The 18,285-nt window shown below is 69.9% G+C and carries 16 protein-coding genes and 1 pseudogene; 4 read left to right on the forward strand and 13 right to left on the reverse strand.

Translation table 11 applies throughout. The features are described from left to right. Positions 1-549: 549 nt before the first annotated feature. Both ABZT47_RS03935 and ABZT47_RS03940 read right to left on the reverse strand, forming a co-directional pair. Positions 550-1,212 (reverse strand): N-acetyltransferase family protein, encoded by a 663-nt coding sequence (locus tag ABZT47_RS03935; RefSeq protein ID WP_354835893.1) that lies wholly within the window; start codon positions 1,210-1,212, stop codon positions 550-552. Positions 1,213-1,222: 10 nt separating this feature from the next. Continuing rightward, a complete protein-coding gene (locus ABZT47_RS03940; RefSeq protein ID WP_354835895.1) occupies positions 1,223-1,558 on the reverse strand; it encodes a metalloregulator ArsR/SmtB family transcription factor in 336 nt (111 codons plus the stop codon). Positions 1,559-1,778: 220 nt separating this feature from the next. Here ABZT47_RS03940 and ABZT47_RS03945 point away from each other — a divergent pair, with 220 nt between their 5' ends. Continuing rightward, complete coding sequence (locus ABZT47_RS03945; RefSeq protein WP_354835897.1) at positions 1,779-3,179, forward strand: FAD-dependent oxidoreductase; 1,401 nt, start codon at positions 1,779-1,781, stop codon at positions 3,177-3,179. 22 nt (positions 3,180-3,201) lie between these two features. Beyond that, positions 3,202-4,446, forward strand: coding sequence for an MFS transporter (locus tag ABZT47_RS03950; protein WP_354835899.1), 1,245 nt, complete (start codon positions 3,202-3,204; stop codon positions 4,444-4,446). 9 nt (positions 4,447-4,455) lie between these two features. Here the strand turns inward: ABZT47_RS03950 and ABZT47_RS03955 are convergent. Next, a pseudogene (locus ABZT47_RS03955) lies at positions 4,456-4,638 on the reverse strand (heat-shock protein HtpX); the annotation flags it as partial. A 369-nt stretch (positions 4,639-5,007) separates the two neighbouring features. Here ABZT47_RS03955 and ABZT47_RS03960 point away from each other — a divergent pair. Together ABZT47_RS03960 and ABZT47_RS03965 are read left to right on the forward strand one after the other, a co-directional pair. After that, on the forward strand, positions 5,008-7,368 hold the full coding sequence (locus tag ABZT47_RS03960) for a molybdopterin-dependent oxidoreductase (protein WP_354835901.1): 2,361 nt from the start codon (positions 5,008-5,010) through the stop codon (positions 7,366-7,368). A 60-nt stretch (positions 7,369-7,428) separates the two neighbouring features. Next, positions 7,429-8,118, forward strand: a complete 690-nt coding sequence (locus ABZT47_RS03965) for a helix-turn-helix domain-containing protein (protein WP_354835903.1) — start codon at positions 7,429-7,431, stop codon at positions 8,116-8,118. Positions 8,119-8,175: 57 nt separating this feature from the next. Here the strand turns inward: ABZT47_RS03965 and ABZT47_RS03970 are convergent, their stop codons facing one another. The 10 genes from ABZT47_RS03970 to ABZT47_RS04015 all read right to left on the reverse strand — a co-directional run bounded on the left by ABZT47_RS03970 (position 8,176) and on the right by ABZT47_RS04015 (position 18,099). After that, positions 8,176-8,304, reverse strand: a complete 129-nt coding sequence (locus ABZT47_RS03970; protein ID WP_354835905.1) for a hypothetical protein — start codon at positions 8,302-8,304, stop codon at positions 8,176-8,178. A 47-nt stretch (positions 8,305-8,351) separates the two neighbouring features. Then, positions 8,352-9,281, reverse strand: a complete 930-nt coding sequence (locus ABZT47_RS03975) for a GNAT family N-acetyltransferase (RefSeq protein ID WP_354835907.1) — start codon at positions 9,279-9,281, stop codon at positions 8,352-8,354. Positions 9,282-9,307: 26 nt separating this feature from the next. Continuing rightward, the gene (locus ABZT47_RS03980) at positions 9,308-9,688 is read right to left on the reverse strand and encodes a metalloregulator ArsR/SmtB family transcription factor (protein WP_354835909.1); all 381 of its coding nucleotides are present in this window, start codon (positions 9,686-9,688) and stop codon (positions 9,308-9,310) included. Between the two features lie 70 nt (positions 9,689-9,758). Next, positions 9,759-12,140 carry a heavy metal translocating P-type ATPase gene (locus tag ABZT47_RS03985; RefSeq protein WP_354835911.1) on the reverse strand — a complete coding sequence of 794 codons (2,382 nt, stop codon included), beginning with the start codon at positions 12,138-12,140 and terminating at the stop codon, positions 9,759-9,761. A 122-nt stretch (positions 12,141-12,262) separates the two neighbouring features. Then, positions 12,263-12,484, reverse strand: a complete 222-nt coding sequence (locus tag ABZT47_RS03990; RefSeq protein ID WP_354835913.1) for a heavy metal-associated domain-containing protein — start codon at positions 12,482-12,484, stop codon at positions 12,263-12,265. Positions 12,485-12,542: 58 nt separating this feature from the next. Next, positions 12,543-13,766, reverse strand: a complete 1,224-nt coding sequence (locus ABZT47_RS03995) for a pyridoxal phosphate-dependent aminotransferase (RefSeq protein ID WP_354835915.1) — start codon at positions 13,764-13,766, stop codon at positions 12,543-12,545. Positions 13,767-13,774: 8 nt separating this feature from the next. After that, positions 13,775-14,200: a FixH family protein gene (locus ABZT47_RS04000; RefSeq protein WP_354835917.1), complete on the reverse strand. Its 426-nt coding sequence runs from the start codon at positions 14,198-14,200 to the stop codon at positions 13,775-13,777. A gap of 25 nt (positions 14,201-14,225) precedes the next feature. Further along, positions 14,226-14,465, reverse strand: a complete 240-nt coding sequence (locus tag ABZT47_RS04005) for a hypothetical protein (protein ID WP_354835919.1) — start codon at positions 14,463-14,465, stop codon at positions 14,226-14,228. Between the two features lie 3 nt (positions 14,466-14,468). After that, positions 14,469-16,373 (reverse strand): ABC transporter ATP-binding protein, encoded by a 1,905-nt coding sequence (locus ABZT47_RS04010; protein WP_354835921.1) that lies wholly within the window; start codon positions 16,371-16,373, stop codon positions 14,469-14,471. Continuing rightward, entirely contained in the window at positions 16,366-18,099 is a 1,734-nt protein-coding gene (locus tag ABZT47_RS04015) for an ABC transporter ATP-binding protein (protein ID WP_354835923.1), read from the reverse strand. Before ABZT47_RS04015 ends, ABZT47_RS04010 begins: the two co-directional genes overlap by 8 nt. Positions 18,100-18,285: the final 186 nt, after the last annotated feature.

Genomic DNA, 18,285 nt, shown 5'->3' on the forward strand with positions numbered 1-18,285 from the left:
CGGTTGGTTCTGCCGGGAACCTTGATCAGCCGCAACACGCCTTGCCACGACGGCTGTACGAGCGGGCTCGCAGCCGCGCGACACCCGGAAGAGAATCGGCCGCATCAAGCATCTTGATCAGGGACTCGACGGAATCGTTCATGGTGCTCGTCGCACCGTCTTCGGACATGGGGCGAGCATGCGCCTTCAAGTCGACTTGAAGTCAAGCGCCGGACAGCAGGCATGACAGGTCCCCTGGCGAGGAAGGCCGGCCTTGGTACCGGCCACAGTGAAGCCCATGTAAGGAGGCCGCCGACGCCATCGCCAAGCTCGTCCGCTCCTAGATCACAGAACTTTCGACGAAAGGTCGATCGACATGAGCATCGGTCCTGCCCTCTACAGAGACCCGGCAGGGACGTCGGCCGAGCCAAAGCCGCAGTAGTGGGAAGCCAGACTTACCGGGGCACCCCGCGCTCCCCTCAGCTTGCGAGCGGTCTTCCACCAGACGGCTGCACGGCACGTCGCTGGGGCTGAGTTCTCGTCGCATCACGACGACCATCGACCGCTCGCCTATGGCGGATCGTCCCGCATTCTGCGTTCCAGGAACAGCACGTCACGCCAGACGCCATGATGCCGGCCGATGCGCTCGCGCGTGCCGACGACGCGAAACCCGCAGGCTTGGTGCAGCAGCAGGCTGGGACCGTTCTCGGGGAAGATGCCGGTCTGGATGGTCCATACCCCGGCGGTCTCGCTCGCGTCGATGAAGGCGTTGAGCAGGTCACGGCCGATACCACGCCCACGGCAGGACGGATCGACATAAATGCTGTGCTCGACCACTCCGGCGTAGACGGACCTGTTCGACACACGCGAGGCCGCGATCCAGCCCACGACATGGTCGGTGTCCGGGTCGACGGCGACATAGCGAAGCCGGCGGAGCTTGCCCTGGTCGAAGTGGTTCCAGGTGGGGGCGGTGGTCTCGAAGCTGGCGTTCCCCGTGTCGAGCCCGGCCTGGTAGATGGCCAGGACCCGGGCGGCGTCCGCCTCGCGCATGGGGCGAATGGTGATACCCGGCGAGGAGGCCGAGCTCGCCCGTACAGCTCCCTCGGACGGTCTGGTCGCCTCCTCGTAGCCCACCCCGCCGAAGGTGTCCGCTGCACAGTCAGAGACCGACTCGCCGGAGAGCGCGGCGCCCGTCAGATCCGAGCAGTCGTGCACGGCCTCATCGTGTGCCATCGCGTGGTCCTTACTCGCAGGTGGGGGTCACCGGAGCGGGACGGCCCATCACCACGTCCGCGGCGGTGGGAAAGCAACGTACGCAGGTCTCGTTGATGCGGTACAGACTCGCGGTGCCGCGTCGCTCCACCAACACGAACCGCACCTCGGCCAGAATCTTCAGATGGTGGGACACCGTCGACTGGCCTATGTGCACGGCTTGGACGATCTCCCCCACCGTCAGGGGCTCCCGGTGCCGGGCCAACAGCGACACGATCTGGATGCGAGTGGCGTCGGCCAGAGCCTTGAACCAGCTCGCGTACTCCTCTGCCGAGTCCCGTTCGAGCGGGATGACTTCTCTATTCATCTATCATCGACGATAGTAGATGAACTACCCCCAGAGAAGCCCTTACCGTCCATCGCCACAAGGAGTGCGGTCGCGGTCCGAGGAGTAGGATGTTTTGAAAGTCATCTAATTTGACAGCGCTCTAAGCACTGCGGCACGCTAAGTTTGCTTAGACAGGCTTCGAAACAAGTCCGGTGCGACTGGCCGGGATCGGCATACACGAGGATGCGGAGAGGCGATCATGAGTGACGGATGCTGCGGCCCGGTGACCCTGGACATCGAGCCCTTCTCCTCCAAGACCGACTCGCATGCCCTGCCGATCGTGGTGATCGGCGCGGGACCGGTCGGGCTGGCCGCCGCCGCTCATCTCGCCGAGCGCGGCCTGGACTTCCTGGTGCTGGAGGCCGGAGGTCAGGTCGGCGCCTCGGTGGCCCAGTGGGGGCAGGTGCGCGTCTTCAGCCCTTGGCGGTACAACATCGACGCCGCCACCCGCCGTCTTCTCGAAACGAGCGGCTGGACGGCCCCGGACCCCGACTGGCTCCCGACCGGCGCCGAGCTGATCGAGAACTACCTCACCCCACTCGCCGCCCATCCCGCGATCGCGCCCAGGCTCAGGCTCGGTACGAAGGTCACGGCGATCAGCCGCCTCGGGTACGACCGGGTACGCACCAAGGGACGCGAGCAGGCGCCGTTCCTCATCCGCCTGCACAGCGGAGAGGAGATGCAGGCCAAAGCGGTGATCGACGCCTCCGGCACCTATGCCAACCCCAACGCCCTGGGAGCGAGCGGCCTGCCCGCTCACGGTGAGCCAGAAGCGGTGGAGCTCGTCGACCACGCTCTGCCGGACGTGCTGGGCGTCGACCGCGGCGCCTACGAGGGCCGTCGCATCCTGGTCGTCGGCGCCGGTCACTCCGCCGCCACCACGCTGCTCGCCCTGGCCGAGCTCAGGGACACGCCGATCACGTGGGCCATCCGGGCAGGCAGCGCCGCGCGTACCTACGGCGGAGGCGACGCCGACGCGCTGCCGGCGCGCGGTGCGCTGGGCACCCGTCTGCACGCCCTGGTCGAGTCAGGACGCATCGATCTGGTCACCGGCTTCTACACCCACCGCATCACGGTCACCGATGACGGGCTGGAGGTGATCAGCCGTGACCCCTCCGGGGCGGAGCGGTCCATCACCGCCGACCGCATCGTGTCGGCCACCGGCTACCGTCCCGATCACTCCATCGCCGACGAGCTGCGGCTGGACCTGGACCCGATCCTCGGCTCCACTCGCGCGTTGGCGCCGCTCATCGACCCCAACCAGCACTCCTGCGGCACCGTACCGGCTCATGGCGTGGACGAGCTGGCCCACCCCGAGACCGGTTACTACACGGTGGGCGTCAAAAGCTACGGACGCGCCCCCACCTTCCTGATGGCCACCGGCTACGAGCAGGTCCGCTCCGTGGTGGCGGCGCTGGCCGGAGACTGGGAGGCGGCCCGCGACGTCCAGCTCGACCTTCCCGAGACGGGCGTGTGCTCCTCCAACCTCGCCGAGGCGCAGGAAGCGCGCGTGGGCCTGGCGACGGGCGTCAGCGGAGGGCTTCTCGCCACACCGCTGCCCCTGGTGAGCGTCGACTCCGGTGGCGGCTGCTGCGGCTGACTCGGGGCGCCAGGGTGCCGGAGTGAGTACCGTTCCACCGATCGCCGCCTCGGAGAACCGGAGCGGCGATCGGCCTCGGGCCCGCCACGGCCGGCGGATCGTCGCCGCCCTGGCCGTGACCCAGACCATCGGCTACGGCGTCCTCTACTACGCCTTCTCGGTGTTCCTCACACCCATGCGACGCGACCTGCACGCCGGCGCCCCGCAGGTCGCCACGGCGCTCACCCTGGCGGTCCTGACTAGTGCCCTGTGCGCGCCGCTGGTCGGACGGTGGGTCGACGCACGAGGCGCCCGTGTCCTGATGACCGCAGGGTCGGTGCTCGGCACGCTGGCCCTGCTGGCCTGGTCGCGCGTGGAGAACCTGCCGCAGCTGTACGGCGTGTTCGTGGCGGTCGGGCTCGCCTCGGCCATGGTCCTGTACGAGCCGGCGTTCGCCGTCGTGGTCGGCTGGTTCGACGCGCGCCGGCGGGCCGGGGCGCTGCTGGCCATCACGATCGTCGCCGGGTTCGCTTCCACGATCTTCCTGCCGCTGTCGGGCCTGCTGGTCGACCGATACGGCTGGCGCCACGCCGCGGTCGTCCTGGCCCTGCTGTACGGGGCCGCCGCGGTTCCGCTGCACGCCCTGGTCCTGCGCCGCGGCGGCCGCTCGCGCTCCGAAGCCGCGGCGTCCGATGCAGAGTCGCAGCGGGCCGGCGTGGTCCGCGCCGCGGTTCGCGAGCGGGCCTTCTGGCTACTGGTCACCGCCTTCGCCGCGCACGCCGCCGCGGTGGCCACGGTCGCCGTGCTGCTGATCAGCTACCTCATCCGGCTCGGCCATCCCCCGGTCTTCGCCGCCGGAATCGCCGGATTGCTCGGCGTGCTGTCGGTGACAGGACGACTGGTCACCACCGGCCTGCAGCGTCGCGCGGGCATCGCCGTCGTGGCCGCCGGCATCCTCACCGCCCAGGGCATGGCGGCGCTGCTACTGCCGGTGGTCGGGCGCAGTGCGGCGGGAGCGGTCGGCTGCGTGCTGGCGTTCGGGATGGGCTTCGGCGTCGCTGCCGTCACCCAGCCGCACCTACTCGCGGAACGGTACGGCACCACCGCCTACGCCACGTTGGCAGGGCGCATCGCGTTCTTCTCGATGACCGCGAGAGCCGGCGCGCCGCTTGGCGCCGCCGCCCTGGCGCAGGTCGTCGGGTATGGAGCCGTGATGGGCGTGGTCGCCGCCGCCTGCGCGGCGGGGGCGACCGCGCTCGTCGCCTACCACCGCGCGTCACGCGGATAGCCCCGAAGCTCAGGCCGCGCCGGAGTCCAGCTCGGCGATCAGCTGTCCTATCCGCGTCCGGACCTCGTCCCGGATGCGGCGGACGGTGTGGATGTCCTTGCCTGCGGGGTCGTCCAACTGCCAGTCCTCATAGTGCTTACCCGGAAAGATCGGGCAGGCGTCACCGCAGCCCATGGTGATCACGACGATTGAGTCAATGATTATTGAGGAGAATCCTACCGCCGGCACCGGCCCGGAATGAGGGGCCGTCGGCGGCCGGCGCACGAGCAAGGCACGAAGTTGCCCGGCAGGATGCTGCCTGGGTGGATCACTTTCATGATCCGGCGCTGAACATCAGAGTGTTCCCCGTGAGCGGCCCATCGCGATGGGAGAGACGTCATGGTGGAGCAGGAGGGCGCTGTGCCCCGAAAAGGCGACGGTGTCACGCGCCGAGGTGTCCTGCGCGGCGCGATACTCGCGAGCGCCGGCACGGCCGCGGGCGGGGTGTCAGGCATTGTCCCTTTCGCAGGTCAAGCGGCATACGCGGCGGCGCCGGTGACCGCAGGTTCGGGTGGGACCTCCATGCCGGACTTCAGTGAGGGTTCGGCCGCGCTGACGCCGGACAAGGTGGTGCACAGCGCGTGCCAGTTCTGCAACAGCAACTGCAGGCTCGAAGTATCGCTCAAGCTCGGCCGGGTCCTGGAGGTCCGGGGCGAGCCGAAGGACCCCGTGCAGGACGGCAACCTGTGCGTCAAGGCCCCCATGATGACCGAGCTCGTCTACAACCCCCTGCGGCTCACCACGCCGCTGCGGCGCGTCTCGGGACGCAAGGGTGACCCCGACAGCCGCTTCGAGCCCATCTCGTGGGACGACGCGCTGGACGTCATCGCCCGGCGCTGGCTGGCGCTACGCGACGCCGGAGAAGCCCGCTCCATCGCCAACCGGACCACCGGCCGACTGCCCCGCGGCACCGGATCGCTGGTCGGCCGCGTCTTCTCCCTGCTGGGCAGCCCCAACGACACCGATGTCGGCCCGGTCTGCAACGACGCGGGCGGCAACGCCCTGGCCACCACCTTCGGCCTGGGCAACTTCACCAACGGCTACGGCGTCGACGGAGCCACCGGCAAGGAGGACCTGGGGGCGGCGAAGTTCTTCCTCTTCCTCGGGACGAACCAAGGAGAGACCCACCCGGTCACCTTCGCCCACCTCCTCCGCGGCAGGAAGCGCACCGGCGCCAAGCTCGTCGTCGTCGATCCTCGGCACACGCCCACGAGCGTGCACGCGGACCAGTGGATAGCGCCGAAGCCGCACACCGATTTCGCGCTCGTCCTGGGCATGCTGCACCACATCGTGACCAAGGACCTCTACGACAAGGCGTTCGTGGCACGCTGGGTGCTGGGCTTCGAGGATCTGCGCAAGCATCTGGAGGCCGAGGCGTACACTCCGGACTGGGCCGCGGGCGTCACCGGGGTGCCGGCCGCGACGATCCGGCAGCTGGCCGTGGACTACGCCACCGCGCGCCCGGCCGCCATCTTCTGCAATGCCGGCATCTCCCATCAGCTCGGCGCCTTCGACACCTACCGGACGCTCACGATGCTGGCCGCGATCACCGGCAACATCGGCGTGCCTGGCGGCGGCTGCAACTTCATGCACAACACCTGGCCCGGCGGCCTCAACCTCCCGGCCCTGAAGGTCACTACCCCCGAGCGCGGACCGGCTCTGCCCGTCGGCCCGGACGCCTTCGCCGAGTCGATCCTCAACGGCAAGCCCTACCGCCTCAAGGCCGTGATGACCGAGGGCAACCCGCTGATCAGCTCGGCGAACACCGGCAAGGTACGGGAGGCGTTCGCGAAGCTCGACTTCTACGTCTATACCGGCCTGTTCATGGAGGAGGCGGCGTACTACGCCGACATCATCCTGCCGGTCTGCAGCGGCCTGGAATTCGAGGGTGTGTACATGCGCCGCGACGACCGGGCCATCCGATGGCAGGACGCCGCCGTGGAACGCGTCGGCGAGTCGTGGTCCGACACGGAGATCTGGATCGGCCTCGCGCACGCCCTGGGCCGCAACGACCGCCGGCGTCCCAGCTCTTACTGGACCGACGCCTTCCCGCTGGAGTGGAAGAGCTATCCGAAGCTCTGGGACACCTTCGTGGCCAACACCCCGGGCATGGGCGGCATGACCCGCGAGCGCCTCCGGGCGCGCACCGAACCGCTGCGCTGGCCGTGCCCCACGACGGACCACCCCGGTGTCAGCACGCTCTATCTGGACCACCCGAGCTGGTACAAGGCCGCCGAGGCGCTCGACCCCGCCAACCGCGGCAAGAGGTTCCTGACCCCTAGCGGGAAGATCGAGATCACCACCCCGGACCTCGAGCGCAGGCTCGCGCCGAGCGGCCATCACGCGCTGCCGACCTTCTACACCCATCCCGAGGTCACCGGCGCGCACCCGACCATCGCCTACGAGGACCGGTACATCTCCAACCCCATCAACCCGCAGGCGCTGACCCAGCCGGTGCGTCTCGGCGTGCCGGGCTCCAGCGCCGTCCACCGGAGGTTCCCGCTGATGGGAATGACCGGCCGGCCGAGCGTCGTGCACTTCGCCTCGGTGACCCACTGGACCCCGACCGGGGAGCGGCTCAACGGCGTCCGCCTGGTGCAGATCCACCCGAGCACCGCCCAGAAGCTGGGGATCGCGCAAGGCGACACCGTCGTGGTCGAGAGCCCGCGCGGCGCGGTGACCGGCACCGCGCTGCTCGACGCCGGCATCCGTACCGACACCATCTACCTGCCCAACACCTTCGGCCCCGCCCAGCGGGTCGGCGACCTGTACGACGATCCGCGGTACGAACCGGCGAACATGCTGGTCGACGACGGGTTGTACGACAACCTCTCCGGTCAGCAGGCGTACAAGTGCTTCGCGTGCAGCGTCCGGAAGAAGTGACCGGCGGGCCGTCCTGACGACCGTTGACAGCGCTCCATTTACTCAACCAGAATTGAGTGAATGGAGCGCGACGGACCACTTTCCATCACGGCGAGGGCTCGTGTCCACGCCGCTCTCGGTGATCCGATCCGCCTGTCGATCATGGACATGCTCGCGCTCGGTGACGCCTCACCCCGGGAGATCGGCGACGCCCTCGGGCTGCCCAGCAACCTGCTGGCCCACCATCTCAAGACGCTCCAGGACGTCGGCCTGGTGGAGCGGACGCGGTCGGAGGCCGACCGTCGCCGCACCTACCTCCGGATGGTCCCAGGCACGCTCTCCGGTCTGACGCCCGTCACCGTGCGGCAGGCGCCGCGGGTGGTCTTCGTCTGCGCTCACAACTCCGCCCGTTCACAGCTGGCCGCGGCGCTGTGGGCCGACGGCAGCGACGTTCCGGTGGCCTCCGCCGGCACCCGACCGGCGGCGCGAGTGCACCCCTGCGCCGTGGCGACGGCGCGCGATCACGGCCTGACGCTGGAAGGCTCCCGGCCAAGGCGCATCGACGAGGTCGTCCGCCCGGACGACCTCGTCGTGGCGGTGTGCGACCAGGCCCACGAAGGACTCGCCGGTACCGACCACCTGCACTGGTCGGTACCGGATCCGGTGAGCCGCGAGACCGGAGAGGCTTTCGAGCGGGCCTTCCACGAGCTCGCCGACCGGGTGTCCCGGCTGTCCGCGGCCGTTCGGCCACCCGGCGAGGCGACGGGCTGACCGTCACATCGAAGCGGATACCTCACATGGCCGTGAGCCACATGGCCGTGAGCCCGGTCAGGCCGCGATGTCCCATCCGGCTCCGGGAACCAGCGGGGGCAGGGGCGAGTCGTCCCAGCCGGCGGGTATGCCCGCCCCGGCCGGGTGGACGGGGCCCGGCTCGGCGGCGTCAGGCCTCGCAGGCATGAGAATGTACGGTTCGAGCGGCATTTCTTCCTTCCTATCGTTCTCGGTCAGCGATTTCTCGCGGGAACAGGCGCTTCGCCGAGACGGTGCGCGCGCACCTCGGCGAGGAAGCCGGCGGCATAAGGGCGAAGGTCCGGTTCCTGGGTGGAGCCGAACACTTCCAGCCGCAGGGCCGGTCCGCGTCGCGGCCGGCCGTCGTCCCCGGCGGCGTAGGACAGCACGAACGACGGATCGGTGAGCGCGCTCAGGCGCACGATCCGATCGGCCTGGTCGGAACCGGAGCCCGGGTCGACCAGATGCGAGGGGACGGCGACGAAGCCCAGCCGGCTCTTGAAGCCGAACAGGCCGGGCTTCACCATGTGGCCGTACAGGTTGGGGTCGCTCCCGAGGCTCACCCAGCCGAAGCCGCGCCGGCGGGCCTCCTCGATCACCCGCATGTACAGCAGACGCGGCAGCCCGGCGGAGCGGAGCCGGGGCGTGACCGCCGAGAAACGCGCCCGCACCTCGTCCTTCGGCCGGGACTGGAGGTTGAGGCAGGCGCCGGCCAGGTCGTCGCCGTCCCACGCGCAGACGGCGAAATAGTCGTCGGACGCGGCGAGGATACGGTCCTTGTTGGTACTGGCCCCGGCCCAGCCGTGGCGCATCTTTCCGACCTCGTTCTCGTACAGCGGGAGGAACGTGTCGAGCAGCGCCGCCGAGACCGGACATACCTCGAAACGCACGCCGTTGCTCGCGACCCTGCGGCGCGCGGCGAAGACGTTGCGCCTGTCCTTGCTCGGCAACCGGGCCAGGAACGCCTCCTCGGTCCCGGCGGTGGCCGCCCGCCACACCACGACCTGCGGTTTGGGGAAGAATCCCGCGCTCGCCAGGTCCGGCCACCTGTCCATCGGCGGGTCCTGCACCCGCACGACGTCGACCTCGCCACGGTGCGCGAGCCAGTCACCGCTCAGCGCCTCGTCCGGTGTGACGACCGCCATCGGCACTCCGAAGGCCATCTTCCGGATCACCGATCCTCACGTCCCATCTCAGCCGGGAGCACCGCCGAGAGCGCTTCTCCCGGGGGGTCGAGCAACCGCGCCAGGCGGTCGAGCGCCGTTGCGACCGTGCTGTAGTAGACCCACGTTCCGCGCCGGTCCGCGGTGATGAGACCGGCGGCCCGGAGCACCTTCAGGTGGTAGGAGATCGTCGGGGACGACAGGTCGAAGTCCTCGGACATGTCGCAGACACAGACCTCCCGGTCGGGATGGGAGGCGATCAGCGAGAGCAGCCTGAGCCGGACCGGATCACCCAGCGCCTTGAACATCGGCGCCATGTCCCCCGCCACGGAGGCGTCGAGCACTCCGCGCGTCAGTGGCGCGTACCCGTCGAACGCGGCCGATTCCATCGCGATCAGCTCCCGGCTCGCACGTCGTCATCTCCGCGGACATCACCATCGGCCCCGCGCCGGAACATCCTCAGCCGTCCCTGCTCGTCGTGACCGTTTCGAGCGCACGGCCGGACGCGGAGTCCGTCGGGACCGGCGCTTCGGTGCGTTCGGCAGGCGTGGAGCCGTCCACCAACGCGCGGAACCGGCGCAGCCGCAGGCTGTTGGTGAGCACGAACAGGCTGGACGTGGCCATGGCGGCACCGGCGATCATCGGGTTCAGCAGGCCCAGGACCGCCAGGGGGACGGCGGCCACGTTGTAGGCGAAGGCCCAGAAGAGGTTGCCCTTGATCGTCGCGAGCGTCCGCCGGGACAGCCGCACCGCGTCGGCGGCCGCGCGCAGGTCGGGGCGGACGAGGGTGATGTCCCCGGCTTCGATGGCGGCGTCCGTCCCGGTGCCCATGGCGATGCCCAGGTCGGCCTGGGCGAGGGCGGCGGCGTCGTTCACACCGTCGCCCACCATGGCGACGACCCGCCCTTCCTGCTGCAACCGCTTGATGACCTCCACCTTGCCGGCCGGCATGACCTCGGCCTCGACCTCGGTGATCCCCACCCGCCCGGCGACGGCCTGCGCGGCCCGCGCGTTGTCCCCGGTGAGCAGGATCGGCCGCAGGCGCAGCCGCCGCATCGCCGCCACGGCGTCGGCGCTGGTCGGCTTGACGGTGTCGGAGACGATCAGAAGACCCCGCACCTCTCCGTCCCAGGCGACGAGGACCGGGGTCATGCCGCGGCGCTCCGCCTCGTCCTGCGCCTGACGCAACTCGGGAGGCAGCGGGGAGGTGGTCTCCAACCATGTGGCGCGGCCGACGCGTACCCGCACGCCGTCGACCTCGCCGGATACCCCGCGACCGGGGTTGCCCTCGAACGCAGAGACGACCGGCAGTCCGCCGAGGCGCTCTCGCGCACCGGCCGCGATGGCCTTCGCGATCGGATGCTCGGACGCGTCCTCCAGCGCGCCGGCGAAGGTGAGGATCCGGTCCTCGTCCTCCCCGGCGCGCGGCACCACCTCGACCAGCCGCATCGCTCCAGCGGTGACGGTGCCCGTCTTGTCCAGGACGATGGTGTCGATCCGCCGGGTCGACTCCAGGATCTCGGGTCCACGGATGAGGATGCCGAGCTGGGCGCCGCGTCCGGTCCCGACCAGCAGTGCGGTCGGGGTGGCCAGGCCGAGCGCGCACGGGCAGGCGACGACCAGCACGGAGACGGCGGCGGTCAGCGCGGCGGCGACGTCCAAGCCGTTGCCGAGCCAGAATCCGAACGTGGCGGCCGCGATCGTCACGACGACGGGGACGAAGACCGCGGCGACCCGGTCGGCCAGGCGCTGCACCGGGGCCTTGCCGGTCTGCGCCTCGGTGATGAGGCGCGACATCTGGGCGAGCTGGGTGTCGGCGCCGACGCGGGTGGCTCGGACGATCAGTCGCCCGCTGGTGTTGACGGTGGCGCCGACGACGGCCGATTCCGGTCCCACCTCCACCGGGACGCTCTCCCCGGTGAGCATGGAGACGTCCACGGCCGAGGTGCCCTGCACGACGACGCCATCGGTGGCGATCTTCTCGCCTGGCCGGACCGAGAAGACCTCCCCGACGGCCAGCCGGTCCACCGGGATGCGGACCTCGTTACCGTTCCTCAGCACCGCGACGTCCTTGGCACCGAGCCGCAGCAGCGCCCGCAGCGCCGCTCCCGCCCGTCGCTTGGAGCGATGCTCGGCGTAGCGTCCCGCGAGGATGAAGACCGTGAGGCTCGCCGCGACCTCGAGGTAGATGTGGTGCAGTCCCTCACCGGACACCGGTCGCATCACGAACGGCATCCGCATGCCAGGAAGCCCGGCGTACCCGAAGAAGAGCGCGTAGAGCGACCAGCCGAAGGCCGCGATGACACCGAGCGACACCAGCGTGTCCATGGTGGACGAGGCGTGCCGCAGGTTCTTCCACGCGGCGCGGTGGAACGGCCACGCTCCCCACACCGCCACGGGCGCCGCGAGGGTCAGCGACAACCACTGCCAGTACGTGAACTGGAGCGGTGTGATCATCGCCATGGCCACGACCGGGACCGCGAGCGCGGTGGAGATCAGGAGCCGGCGTCGCATGACGGCGAGCGCCGCGTCGTCCGTGTCCTCGGCGTCCTGGGCGTCCTCACCCTCGCCGGCGGCCCGTTCGGTGCCGGGCTCGGGTTCGGGCTCGGGCAGCGCCGCCGTGTATCCGAGCCGCTCCACCACGGCGATCAGCTCCTCGACCGGGACGCCCGGGTCGTGGACGACGTGCGCCTGCTCGATGGCGAGGTTGACCTCCGCCTGGACGCCCTCCATGCGGTTGAGCTTGCGCTCGATGCGAGCCGAGCACGAGCCGCACGTCATGCCACCGATCAACAGGGTGACCTCAGAGCGGTTCGCGATCGGCAGAGCTGATGCGGACACTGGTTCGTCTCCTTCCGACCGCGCCTAGAACTCCACCGGCGGCACGACGGTCCCCAGCGCGTACGACAGTGCGAAGACCACCGCGAGCGCGACCAGGAAGCCGGCCAGCTTGGTGCGGGGTTTCATGCCAGGACCCCGGCGAAGCGGTATCCACTGCTCTCCACCGCGCCCCGCACGGTCTCCTCCGGCAGGGGAGCATCAGAGCCGAGCCGCATCCGGCCGCTCTTGGGATCGATTTCGATCACTTCGACGCCGGGGATGGCCACGTCCACGGCGTTCCTGACGCGCTTCGCGCATCCCCCGCAGGTCATGCCTTCCACCGCGTACGTGGCGACGACGCTCACAGCTGTTTCCTTTCAGTGCGCCGGTCCGGACGGCCCGGCGATGCTCGATGTGACGGCGTCAATGGCGGGCGACGCCGACGTTCGCCTGCGCCGCCTCGGTCAGGAACGCCCGGATCCTGGCCAGCGCCTCGCCGATCACCTGAGGGCTGTCCACGTAGGAGATCCGGACATGGTCGGGTGCGCCGAAGTCGGCGCCCGGGACGACGGCGACCCGGGCCGCGCTCAGCAGATGACGGGCGAAGTCGGCGGCGCTGCGGATCGTCTCGCCCTGCCAGGCGAGGCCGTAGGTGCCGCTCACCTCGACGAAGGCGAAGAACGCCCCCATGGGTTCGACGTCGAGCCGGAGGCCGGGCAGTCCGGCGAGCCCCGCGCACAGGGCTCGCCTGCGCTCGTCCAGCTCCGCCCTGCGGGCGTCCAGCTCGGCGACCGGCTCGTCCAGCAAGACTGCGAGAGCGGCGTGCTGGGAGATGGTCGAGGCGGCCGACGTCGTGTGCCCCTGCAGTGCGGCCATGGCCGATATCACCGGCTTCGGCCCGGCGGCGAACCCGACCCGCCAGCCGGTCATCGCGAAGGTCTTCGACAGGCCGCCGACCGTGATGGTGGCGGCTCGCACGTCGGGCCCGAGGGAGGCCATGGCGGCGAACAGGCCCTCCTGGTAGACCAGGTCGCCGTAGATCTCGTCGCTGACGATGGTGAGCCCGGCGCCCAGCGCCACCTCGGCCAGGGCCGCCAGCTCCCGCCGGTCGTAGACGACTCCGGTGGGGTTGGAGGGGCTGTTCACCAGCAGGACCTTTGTCCGTGGGGTGATGCGCTCGGCGACCGCCTGCGGGGTCATCTTGGATCCCGTGCCGGGCCCGGTCGGGAGGATGACCGGTGTGCCTCCGGCGAGGGTCACCATGTGCGGGAAGCTCACCCAGTGCGGGGCCTGGATGATCACTTCGTCCCCGGGGTCGAGCAGCGCGACGAAGACGTTGGCGAGTGCCTGCTTGGCGCCGTTGGTGATGATTATCTCTTCACCGGTGTAGGGCGCCTGCCACGCGCGCGTCAGCCGTTCGGCCACGGCCTGCCGCAGTGGCGGGATGCCGGCGACGGCGGTGTACCGGGTCCGGCCGTCGGTGATGGCTTTGATCCCGCCGTCGGACGCCTCCTGCGGAGTGGGAAATGCCAGTTCGCCACTGGTGAGGTTGATGACGTCGACACCCTCGGCGGCAAGTTGTTTGGCGTGCGCGTCGAGCGCCGCGGTGCTGGAGGGCGGCAGCTGTGCCGCACGGCGACTGAGCATGCTCTCCCCTACTTCGCTCGCACGTCGAACCGCATCGTGGCCGGGGCGCCCGACCCGCGGTTCACCTGGACGCTGACGACCCAGTAGCCGGTCATGCCCAGGACGAGTTTGGACTCGTAGGTCTCGCCGTTCCTGGTCGCCACGTGCTCACCGCCGCGCATGTTCATGCTCGGCATGTCGTAGTTGACCTTGACGGTCGCGTCGGTGACGGCGGCGCCCGAGGAGTCGTGGATGGTGAACTGCCCGGTGGCCGCCGTGCCGCCCTTCGCGGGGCATGGGTTGGTCGTGAACCGCACCGTGAGCCCGGCGCTCTGCTTCTCGGTCTGGCATGCCGCCGGCGAGGAGTTGCCATCGGCCCTGCTCTGCGCGCAACCTGCCACGGCGGTCACCGCGATGATCGCGGCCGCCGCGGCTCGAAGTGAGCGCCTGCTCATCGGCTTCCTCCTGGTACGTAGCGTGCTATCCGCAGCACGACTTCTTGGCGGTGGCCGCGGCCTTCTCCTCGGTGACGGGCTTGGGACCGCAGCAGGAGCTCTTCACGGCGGGAGCCTCGGTCTCAGCAGTGGAAGCCTCGGTCTTGGTCGCGGCGGTCTTCGGACCACAGCACGAGCTCTTGGTCTCGGCCTGGACGACGGGCAGCGGCTCGTTCTTGGCGGCGGACCAGAAGAGCTGGCTGACGCTCGGCTCGGTGACGGACATGGGTCACTTCCTTCCAGCGGGTAGGGCGATTTCTCCGGTCTGGACCTTGCAGAGCTCGGCGAGCCGGCCCTCACCCGTGAGGAGCTCCACGGGTCTGCCGCTCTCGACGATCCGTCCGTCTTCCAGGACGAAGACGCGGTCCAGGTCTTCGACGAGGGCCAGCCAGTGCGCGACGACCACGGCGGTGCGGCCTTCGAGCAGCCGCCGGATGGCGGCCAGGACGGTCCGCTGGCGGGCGGGGTCGACGCTGGAGACGGCCTCGTCAAGAATGATCACTCGGGGGTCGGCGAGCATGGCGCGAGCCAGGGCGACGAGCTGGCGCTCCCCGACCGACAGGCGCGAGCCGCGCTCCCCCACCCTGGTCTGGTAGCCCTTGCTCAGCTCGCCGATGACCTCGTCGGCGCCCACGGCGCGGGCCGCCTGTACGACCTGCTCGTCGGTGGCGTCCGGCCTGCCGAACCGGATGTTCTCCTCGACGGTGCCGTCGAAGAGCTGCGCCTCCTGGCTCACGAGCAGGACCTGGCCGCGCACGGACGACTTGGTCGCCTCGGCGATGTCGTGGCCGTCGATGCGGATCGAGCCGGAGGTGGGCGTGTAGAAGCGGACCAGCAACTGCATCAACGTGCTCTTGCCGGCGCCGCTGGCGCCGACGATGCCGATGTGCTCGCCGGCCCGTGCTTCGAGGGACACTTCGTGCAGCACCTCGACGCCGTCGACGTAGGCGAAGCTCACGCCGTCGATCCGTAGGTGTCCCTGGACCTCGGGCAGCGGGTCACCCGTGTCCTCCTCCTCGGGCAGGTCGAGCACCTCAAGGACGCGGTGCGCCGACACCGCCATGTCGGAGGCCTGGCCGAGCTGGTTGGCCACGTCCCGCACCGGGTTCAGCATGCGCTTGGAGAACAGGGCGAACGCCGCCAGCGTGCCGGCGGCCAGGGCCGCGCCCTGCGCCATGCCCATCGACGCCATCATCGTGTTGGTGCCGAGCAGCATCCAGGTCATGGGCATCATGCCCGCGGCCAGGTCGAAGAAGAAGCCGGAGCCGAGGGCGTGCCCGTTGATGATCTGCAGCCCGCCGAAGAAGATCAGCAGAGCCAGGGCGATGTGGACGGTGAACCCCAGGTAGGAGGTGAGCCACAGCCGCTTGGTGGACAGCCTGTTGTGCACCTTGGTGTACCCGGCGGACCTGCTCTCCAGGTCGGCCATCATGCTGTCTTCCTGGCCGAAGGCGCGGATGTCCGCGAGCCCGTCGATGCGCTGGTTGAGGTAGCCCACCACGGAGTCCCATGATTCGCGCTGCCGCCGGGTGTCGGCCTTCAGGTGGCGGGTCCAGCGCAGCGCGATGAGCACCATGACGGGGATGACGATCAGCGTCGGCAGGGCGACCCCGGGGCTCAGGGCCAGCAGGAACACCGCGAACGCGACGAACCACACGGCGCTCTGGACGAGCTCCAGGCCGGTCTTGGTGATGTACCCGCGGAAGCGCTCGGCCTCGAACAGCACACGGGTGACCCAGGTGCCGCTGGCCTGGGACACGTGACGGGACAGCTGCAGGTTGTGCAGGCGCGCCACCAGGTCGTTCCGCAGGGTGACCGTCAGCCGCTCGTTCACCCGGATCATCGCGATGTTGTAGGTGATGCGGATGACGTTGTCCAGCACCGCGAGCACCACCAGGTTGATCGCGGTGCCCCAGACGGCGTCCATGTTCCCGGTGACGATGTGTCCGACGCCGACCATCACCGTGTACATCTGGGCGATGGTCATGATGGAGCTGAAGATCGTCACGATGGTGGCCACCGCGATCCATCCGATGTGCGGCCGCAGGTAGGGAAGGAAGCGCCTGACCGCGCGGCGTAGCGTCTGGTTGACCTCGAAGTCGGTGAGCACGGGTTCGGCGGCCGTCTCAGTCATTGGCCTGACCTCCTTCCGGCAGGCCGGCGGGCGCCAGCGGCCGTTCCGCCGGTTGGTCGTCCTGGACGGCCCGTCGCACGGAGTCCGGCTCCGCCAGGACGCCGTTCTTGAGGGCGATCACCCGGTCGACGTAGCGGGTCACCGCGAGCTGCTGGGTGGCGATGACCAGCGTTCTGCCCTGGCGCACCCGCATGATGGTCTCCAGCAGCTCCACTTCGGTCTCCGCGTCGAGGTTGGCCGTCGGGTTGTCCAGGAGCAGCACCGCCGGGTCGACCAGCAGGACGCGGGCCAGGCCGACGCGCTGCCTCTCACCGGCGGACAGGTCGACCGCGTCGGCCGCCAGCGTGCGGTCCAGCGGAATGTGGCGCAGACCCGCCGCTTCCGCCGCCTTGGCGACCTCATCGGCGGTGGCGTCAGGCCGGGCGAAGCGGATGTTGTCCGCCAGGGTGCCCTCGAAGATCCACTGGCGCTGCGGCAGGCACACGACCTGCCGCCGGATGGACGCCAGGTCGTACTCGCGGGCGTCGGCGCCGTCGTACAGGACGAAACCGGACTCGGGGTCGCGCAGGCGGGCCAGCACGTGGACCAACGTCGTCTTCCCACTGCCGGTGGGGCCGATGACGGCGACCGCCTCGGCGGGTTCGATGGTCACGCTCACCCCGTCGAGCACCTTGCGGTCACCGATCTCCACGACGATGCCGGCCGCGGAGACCGCGCCGGCGGGAGCGGGCATGGGCCGGTTGTCGGACCGCGGGTTCAGCACCGATGGCGCCTCGATGATGCGCAGCAGCCGCTGGGCGATGACCACCGATCGGAAGACGCCGTTGGCGTGCATGGTCACCTGGTGCATGCTCATCTGAACCATCATGATCAGCGCGACGAGGGCGACGAGGCCGCCCACCGTGAGCGCGCCGTCGACGACCGCGCCGCCACCCAGCCACAGGGCGATGGGGGTCGGGAGCGCCCCGATGACGTTGAGGATGGCCTCCCACCGGCTGTAGGTGGTCTTCATGCTGCCGCGGCGGGCGGAGAGCTCTTCGTTGATCTTCTGCAGCCGGCCGGACGCGTCGTCCTCCCGCCCGAAGGACTTCACGACGCCGATGTTGGCCAGCGACTCCCCCACGCCGGACAGGAGGTTGGTGAACTGTCCTTTCACGTCGACGAAGACCCGCTGGAGGCGCCCTTGGACGCTCAGGTTGCCCAGGATCACGATGGCGAGCGGGATGGAGGCGACCAGCGTGGTGCGGACGTCGATCAGGAGCGCGACCAGGTACATCACCACGGTGACCAGCGCCTGGTTGAGCAGCTCCAGCACGCCGCCGTTGGTGAGGCCGCGCACGAAGACGGCGTCGGAGACCAGGCGGGTCAGCGCCCGGCCGCCCGACGCCTCCGCCGTGTCGGCCGGCCCCAGCCTGAGCAGGCTCCGGAACAGGTCGTGCCGCAGGTCGTTGACCGCCTTGCTGGCGACGGTGAAGCGAATCTGCTTGCCGAGGTGGAGCAGGGCGGCGGAGGCCGCGCCGATGGCGAGGACACCGAGGGCGACGGCGAGCAGCAGTCCGGGATCGCCGCCGAGAACGCCCGCGTCGATGGCCACCCGGATGATGAGCGGGATGGCGATGGTGCTCAGCAGCCCGGTCAGCATGGTGATCGTGGCCACGGTCATCGCCCGGCGGTAGCGGAGAGGGTAGCCGTAGATGAACCGCAGTGCGTGAAGCGACTGTTTCACTTGCCTCTTCCTTTCGGCCCGGGCCGTCGCACGTGCCTGACGCGCGGCGCGGCGGTGCCGCTCGGGGCGCCGGCCGCGCCGCGCCTTCTCACACGGATCGGCCTCGGCTTAGTCGCAGCACGCACACGCGCAGCTGCATTCGGCGCCGTCTTCCGCGGCGTCTTCGATGCCGCTGGTCTCGCAGCA

It is taken from the genome of Sphaerisporangium sp. NPDC005289, from assembly GCF_040607455.1.
Lineage (GTDB): Bacteria > Actinomycetota > Actinomycetes > Streptosporangiales > Streptosporangiaceae > Sphaerisporangium > Sphaerisporangium rhizosphaerae.

Excerpts from the sequence above, each read along its gene's own strand:
- ABZT47_RS03935 (WP_354835893.1), bottom strand. The coding sequence starts at position 1,212 with ATGGCACACGATGAGGCCGTGCACGACTGCTCGGATCTGACGGGCGCC.
- ABZT47_RS03940 (WP_354835895.1), bottom strand. The coding sequence starts at position 1,558 with ATGAATAGAGAAGTCATCCCGCTCGAACGGGACTCGGCAGAGGAGTAC.
- ABZT47_RS03945 (WP_354835897.1), top strand. The coding sequence starts at position 1,779 with ATGAGTGACGGATGCTGCGGCCCGGTGACCCTGGACATCGAGCCCTTC.
- ABZT47_RS03960 (WP_354835901.1), top strand. The coding sequence starts at position 5,008 with ATGCCGGACTTCAGTGAGGGTTCGGCCGCGCTGACGCCGGACAAGGTG.
- ABZT47_RS03965 (WP_354835903.1), top strand. The coding sequence starts at position 7,429 with ATGGAGCGCGACGGACCACTTTCCATCACGGCGAGGGCTCGTGTCCAC.
- ABZT47_RS03970 (WP_354835905.1), bottom strand. The coding sequence starts at position 8,304 with ATGCCTGCGAGGCCTGACGCCGCCGAGCCGGGCCCCGTCCACCCGGCC.
- ABZT47_RS03975 (WP_354835907.1), bottom strand. The coding sequence starts at position 9,281 with ATGGCGGTCGTCACACCGGACGAGGCGCTGAGCGGTGACTGGCTCGCG.
- ABZT47_RS03980 (WP_354835909.1), bottom strand. The coding sequence starts at position 9,688 with ATGGAATCGGCCGCGTTCGACGGGTACGCGCCACTGACGCGCGGAGTG.
- ABZT47_RS03995 (WP_354835915.1), bottom strand. The coding sequence starts at position 13,766 with ATGCTCAGTCGCCGTGCGGCACAGCTGCCGCCCTCCAGCACCGCGGCG.
- ABZT47_RS04000 (WP_354835917.1), bottom strand. The coding sequence starts at position 14,200 with ATGAGCAGGCGCTCACTTCGAGCCGCGGCGGCCGCGATCATCGCGGTG.
- ABZT47_RS04005 (WP_354835919.1), bottom strand. The coding sequence starts at position 14,465 with ATGTCCGTCACCGAGCCGAGCGTCAGCCAGCTCTTCTGGTCCGCCGCC.
- ABZT47_RS04010 (WP_354835921.1), bottom strand. The coding sequence starts at position 16,373 with ATGACTGAGACGGCCGCCGAACCCGTGCTCACCGACTTCGAGGTCAAC.